Origin of the sequence: Bacillus sp. SRB_331, assembly GCF_003264175.1 — a bacterium.
Classification (GTDB): Bacteria; Bacillota; Bacilli; order Bacillales; family Bacillaceae_G; genus Bacillus_A; species Bacillus_A mycoides.
Map to the genome: position 1 here is coordinate 55020 of NZ_NADV01000006.1, position 6255 is coordinate 61274.

Consider the following 6255-nt stretch of genomic DNA (forward strand, 5'->3'; position numbering starts at 1 on the left):
AATTACGTTTTTGGTCAATTTCTTTTTCAGTGGATCTAGGTAATTCTATTAAGTAGGGCTAGCGTCACATTGCTATCAAGCTAAGGATTTGGAATCGCCTCAAAATGATAATTTTACTCTTTTACAGTTAATTATAGAACTCCGCTATTTTTGGGAACTGCCAATTTTTTAAGTTTATGGGCATATGGTGCTACCTCTTTAAGGGGTTTTTCCTTTTACTTCTTAAGGTATAAAGTAACCAATCCATTTGGAGCAACGAACGGGAAAAAGAGGAGTCCATTGAAATATCATATGAGTGCTAAAAAAAGCGATCACGCCAAAGAACATTCGTATTTAGATTTTTTGTAAACAACAAATAACCAATGATCATCCTGCTATTATCAATATCACAAAAGAGATAATAAAGAAGTTCATATAATCATCACTGACATATTTGTGGGAAATTCCTTATAAATTATAAATCAAATGGCAGTTACACTTTATATATTAAAAACAGCAAAGGTTACAAAAATTGCCTTTCATTAATAAAAATCCCCACACAATGTGTAGGGAAAAAACAAATTTGTTATTTTTTTATGCTTCTTGTCATTAATAAGATTCAGTCTCACCAAACGAGTACGGTCCTCCAGAAACTGTTCGAAGCCAACCTGCAGCTTTCGCTGTATATCCATAACCTGCAGTTAAATCATAAACCATTGGTGTATAAGTTACAGTTTGGCCAGAATCAATTGAACCTACTCCGCCGCTTGCATAACTATTAAACCAAACACCATCACTACGATAAATTGCTGCAAAACCTGAATCGTTAAAAGGTGCTTTAGAATATCTAGTAAGCTTAGCCCATGCAGTTTTACATACAGTACTAAATTTCAGCTCAACATACCCTAAATTAGTGATTTGCTTATATCCTTTTTGAACACCACTATCTGCACACGTTCCTGAACCGCCATACACCGCAGTATACGGGCTCTTACCTGTATAATACGTATCAGGATTAAACGCCGCTTTTGATTCTCCTGTAAACATGAAAAATGAAGAAACCATAAAAGAAAAAACAAAGAGAGAAGATAGCAATTTACTTTTCATAACGGCACACACCTTTCTTAATGTTCTGAATTAATTACATTTCTAACTATATTATTTTTGTGCCATTATGTGTATTGAGAAATAATAAGTAGAAACAACAATGCATGTAAGATGTGTATGTGTATACACTTATATAAGTTTGATATAGAAAAAGAGTCCTATATGAAGAGGACTCTTTTTCTCATTTTTTTCTCTACAGCTAATGAGTTATTGGATATTTTTAGTGATTTGCTTGTTACTGTAACAAACAGAAAAAGCACTTTAAATTTAATTCGCAGGATATCTCTCTTTTACAAGATCTTCGATGTTAATAGCTTTTTTAATTTCTTCTGATGATAACCAGGCTGTATATCTTGTTCCATTCTTATTGTTTAAATATATCTTAAATTTTTTATTATATAGTTCTTCTTTAAGGATTGTGGTTACCTTGATTAAATCTTCAATTAAAAGGGGATTATTTTCTTTAAGCTATCGCGATGTATCTGAACTTTTGAGAGAGCGTGGCATATCGGTTCATCCAACAACTATTATGCGTTGGGTCCATGAATATGGAAATTTGATCTATCAAATCTGGAAAAAGAAAAACAAAAAGGTACAATCATCGTGGAAATTAGATGAAACTTATATAAAAATGAAAGGAAAATGGCGTTATTTATATCGTGCGATCGATAAGGATGGATATACATTGGATATTCAACTTCGAAAAACAAGAGATCATCAGGCAGCATATGCCTTTATGAAAAGATTGGTGAAGGCTTTTGGAGAACCAACGGTTCTTACAACGGACAAAGCCCCAGCGCTACTCTGCGCGTTTAACAAATTAAAAGAACAAGGTTTTTATAGACGTACAACTCATTGTACAGTCAAACATTTGAACAATCTCATTGAACAAGACCATAGACATGTAAAAGGGCGTTTTGCCAAATCCACAGGATTTCAAAGCCTTCGTCATGCTTCACGTATCTTGAAAGCTATTGAAACCGTTCATGCTCTATATAAACGAAAACGAAGTTTGCAACAACCAAACTTCGTTTTTTCGACGTATAATGAATTACAACAATTACTAACGATTGAATAAAACCCATCTGCAATCATACCAACTTTTTCTCTGTTAAGAAACTTCGCAACAGAACCCTCTATTTCAAATCCACAATAAATTTATTGCTGTTCTAAATTATTTATATAAGATTTTACAGCTTGCAATAAGAATTCTTCCTGTCCCATACCTGCATCCATTGCCATTTTCACTACTTTTTGCTTGAATTCATAATCTGCATGAAATGTTAATGTCTCTACATTACTTTTAAAGTAAATACCTTCTACGTGTGGAAGTATCGTGCCGGATTTCATTTGAGAATGTAAGTATTTAATCTCCTCTTGAAACTGTAATGGATTAACTTGTAATACAAAAGGTTTAATTTCTAATTTGATAGAATCAGATGAAATACTTAATCGCATATTTGTGACACCTAGCTCTTTATAAAATAAATTTATTAGATTATAAGTGATGGAATTAAATAGCTGAGGTTTTTTAAATGAAAATGATAAATACCCTCGTTTCGTAATTACAGCTTGTTTATGGAAAGGCTCAAAGGAGTAATTGTGTTCCATATAAGTGGATAGTGGGAAAATTTCTTCGTCTTCTGTAAGAACCTTGCCGTCTGCTCCATTGATCTCTATTACCCTAGCTGTTTTTCCGGTATGTTGATGTGTTAATAATTGATATAAATATATATCTTCATTTTGAATCTTAGTAATGAATGTTTTTCTCTCTTTTGATGTAGTTTTTTCATAAGTAAGTTGAAAAGTTTCAAGGTCATCTTTATCAATGATATACACTTCTTTTCCACGTTTTTCAATCTTTGAAGCAGGTAATTTTCCAGATTTGATATATGTAAAGACTGTAGATGGTGCTACATTAAGAATTTCAGCTGCTTCTTTTGTGCTATAGCCTTCAACCTCTTCAATATTTTTTAAACGCTCAATATCCTCTAAATAGAAAATCTTACTACCGAATTGCTTCCAATTATCTTTATATACACATTCTATTAATCCATCTTTTTCTTTTTGTAAAATTGTTTGTACCGTTACTCCTAATAAGCCGGCTGCCTCTTTTGTCGTTACAGTAGGTTTTGTAATGAACAATAAATCTTGTGTCATGTAAGGACACCTCCATAACTATTGTTTTCTAGTATTTTAGATATGTATATATCATATCAGAATATGAGTTATATTTAAAATGAGAAATAGAATTTATTAAAGTTCTTATACATTTTTATAGTTTAAAAACATTTGTAGTTTATTTTATATTTCAATTGGTTTTTATAGTTAATTTACTTGTAAAAATAATTTGAAAATAAAGTAGTTAATCATTAAAAGATATCTAATTACTAATAAATTATAAAAAAATATAAGTATAGGATAATAGAGAAGAATATACGATTCTTACAGAAAGAATATGGGTTATCATTTGTGTAATTGATAGAAGTGAAATAAAATGATAAGTATAGTTAATAAAGAGAATTGTATTCATAATCTTCAATAGGAAAGGTGAATTTGAAATATGGATAATAAAAGTGGAATAGAAAACTTACCTATTATAAATAATCAAAGTGAATATATAGATACATATTTGGAGAATATAAGAGATATCATTCCATTTCTGCATAACAATCGTTATGTAGATAAGGTGGAAGAGCAGATGGAGGTTGCAGAAAAAGAGGGAAAGAGTAAATATACGTATTTAAGTGACCTGGAAGTCATTTATCATTTCGTACATTTACAAAAAGATATGGATGAGAAGAAGAATAGAAAAGAGGATACGAAAAAGAGCTATGTATCTGAAATCTTGTCATTTTGTCAGTGCATGGTGCAGCATGCAGAAGAATTCGAATTGAATGGGGAAGAGGTACAACAAAATGCCTCTTTACTGAAAACATTGCAACCTTGGCATATTCGTAAATATAATTCTTGGTTAAAGCAGGTAGAGAACGGTAGGAATGGTGACACATATGCGGTCGCAACACTTGCAAAGAAAGCAGTGCTCATTCGTTCTTTTTTAAAACACCTTCATGTATTTGCTTATATCAAAAAGCCACTTCATGAAGAACTGCAGCGCGCAAATGTAAATGAACAGGATCGGCCAAATCGGGACCTATCCTATGATGAAGTTATGAAAATTTTAGGGTTTTATAAAGATAGAGGACATTTAGTAAACTATACAGTTTTACTAGCTCTGGCAAGTACCGGTGCAAGAATTCAAGAATTGTGCACCGCTAGAGTGAAAGATTTACATTATGATGGAAAGTACTGGTTAAAAGTCACTGGAAAAGGGGATAAAGTGCGTGAACTTTTCATTTCGGAACATTTGTACCAGTGTATTTGTGAAATGAGACGGAGAAGAGGGTTCCAAACTGTATTGGATCGAGGAGATGAAAGTCCTTTATTAGTAAATCAAAGGGGTAACTTTTATAATTCAAAAACATTATCGAATCAGGTAACAGATATGATAAAAAAGACAAACTTAGAGTTTCTACAGTATCGTGAAAATCCTGTAACGGCGCATACATTCCGTCATGCTTTTGCAATCATGGCAGTTGAACAAGGAAATGCGGATCTATATCATTTAATGCAAACACTTGGGCATGAAAATATCCAAACAACAAAAATCTATTTAGAGAAGCATATGAAACGAAAGAATAATGTGGGGACTTCTTTTGCAGATATGTTGATGTAAAATTTCAATATAAAACCCTTGTTTAATTATGTGTTTTTTACATGATTAATAAGGGTTTTATTCGTATGAAAAATAATACGAATGCTGGTTTATTGATAAAAAAATTACATTTAATCAAATGTAATTGAGTAGTTAAGTTTAGTGACAGCTAGTAAATTAGGAGTTACACTGGGACCTGATACATCAGCGCGTGCAAATGGCTCTGTCGGTGGAGAAATTACAAAACGCTTAGTTCGAATGGCTGAAGAACAGTTAACAGCTCAATACAGATCACAATAAGTTAAAGCATTAATAAAAAAGAATCTGTAAATACGGATTATTTTTCCTTTTATTTACAAAAAAATCAAAAGTGTAATTGTGAATTTGAAAAAACGGACTCTCAGATTCTTTTGTAATAGATTTTACTTGTGATGGTAATACGATAAGTATGGCGATTTTTTTGTTTCTATATAAACGGAAAGAAGAGTGTTTAACGTGATGTTGGTTGAATTCATAATTTCAAGTGCATAATATATAGCTAATTTTTAAATTGCCATTCCTTACCATCTACTGATTGTTGGCTAAATCAATAATTACCCTTGAAACAACTAAATATTTCTAAATCCTAGCCTTTATAAATAAATTATTAAAGACATTTGATAATTTGAGTAGGCACTCCCTTTTATAATTCACCGTGCTATGCATATTATGGAGTAGTTGGTTTAATAGAAGAGTTAACATCTTTTTTTAATATATGTTATACATGTAATTCACGAATTAATATGTTTTGTTATAAACTTACTTTAAAGTAGTCAATATTTCTAAAGTATTACTTTATGTTAAGGTTTATAAAAAAAGTTCCTTTTTTCAGAATAATGTATATAAATGCGGTAACTGTTATTAATATTCGAAAACGGTTATATATTTCGTTAATTTATTTCTTTCCATATACATTAATCATTTATTGCAACAGCTTTCACGTCTAAAATGAGATGTTTCAACAAAGGAAAGTATAAGTATCTTTATAATGATTTTCCAATATAATCAATGTGTTAATAAAAGGAACTCTGTGTTATTTTTGCTTTTCTACTAACTAATACAGCTTCAAACAATGGACACAATTGCTACATGCCAAGTGTAATTTATTATCCATTCAAGATTCTGTTTATTCAATCTTTCTAAAAATAAAAAAATATTAAACTCATAAATATACAAGTTATAATGAGGGCGTCGAGAGATAATCTATTACCTCTAGAGAAAATATCAAACCTAGTTCTGGTGCAAAAATTCTAAAGACCTTGCAAGTAACCTTCTAAAATTGGACATACTGATACGATTACTCTAAGAAAGGTGTGTGGTCAGAAGGGGTATTTATTAATATGAAAAATGAAAACGTTATCAAATGGATCTTATTTTGAATTGGTCATTCTAATAACTTAGATTCAACTGCAATT

4 protein-coding genes and 2 pseudogenes are annotated in these 6255 nt (G+C 31.0%); 3 read left to right on the forward strand and 3 right to left on the reverse strand.

The annotated features are described in order from the left end of the window. Positions 1 to 588 precede the first annotated feature (588 nt). The gene (locus B5P42_RS03680) at positions 589 to 1086 is read right to left on the reverse strand and encodes a DUF2690 domain-containing protein (RefSeq protein ID WP_113733678.1); all 498 of its coding nucleotides are present in this window, start codon (positions 1084 to 1086) and stop codon (positions 589 to 591) included. Positions 1087 to 1353: 267 nt separating this feature from the next. Continuing rightward, positions 1354 to 1548: pseudogene (locus B5P42_RS32500) on the reverse strand (hypothetical protein); the annotation flags it as partial. Between B5P42_RS32500 and B5P42_RS03690 the strand changes: the two are divergent. Continuing rightward, positions 1502 to 2164, forward strand: coding sequence for an IS6 family transposase (locus tag B5P42_RS03690; protein ID WP_370445685.1), 663 nt, complete (start codon positions 1502 to 1504; stop codon positions 2162 to 2164). The pseudogene B5P42_RS32500 and the gene B5P42_RS03690 overlap by 47 nt on opposite strands. An 80-nt stretch (positions 2165 to 2244) precedes the next feature. On the opposite strand, the gene B5P42_RS03695 is transcribed toward B5P42_RS03690, so the two are convergent. Further along, positions 2245 to 3246, reverse strand: a complete 1002-nt coding sequence (locus tag B5P42_RS03695; RefSeq protein ID WP_113733679.1) for a helix-turn-helix domain-containing protein — start codon at positions 3244 to 3246, stop codon at positions 2245 to 2247. Positions 3247 to 3649: 403 nt separating this feature from the next. Between B5P42_RS03695 and B5P42_RS03700 the strand changes: the two genes are divergently transcribed. Further along, positions 3650 to 4822: a tyrosine-type recombinase/integrase gene (locus tag B5P42_RS03700; protein ID WP_113733680.1), complete on the forward strand. Its 1173-nt coding sequence runs from the start codon at positions 3650 to 3652 to the stop codon at positions 4820 to 4822. Between the two features lie 147 nt (positions 4823 to 4969). Continuing rightward, positions 4970 to 5101: pseudogene (locus B5P42_RS03705) on the forward strand (alpha/beta-type small acid-soluble spore protein); the annotation flags it as partial. Positions 5102 to 6255: the final 1154 nt, after the last annotated feature.

Coding starts and splice junctions, on each gene's coding strand:
- B5P42_RS03680 (WP_113733678.1), bottom strand. CDS start 1,086: ATGAAAAGTAAATTGCTATCTTCTCTCTTTGTTTTTTCTTTTATGGTT.
- B5P42_RS03695 (WP_113733679.1), bottom strand. CDS start 3,246: ATGACACAAGATTTATTGTTCATTACAAAACCTACTGTAACGACAAAA.
- B5P42_RS03700 (WP_113733680.1), top strand. CDS start 3,650: ATGGATAATAAAAGTGGAATAGAAAACTTACCTATTATAAATAATCAA.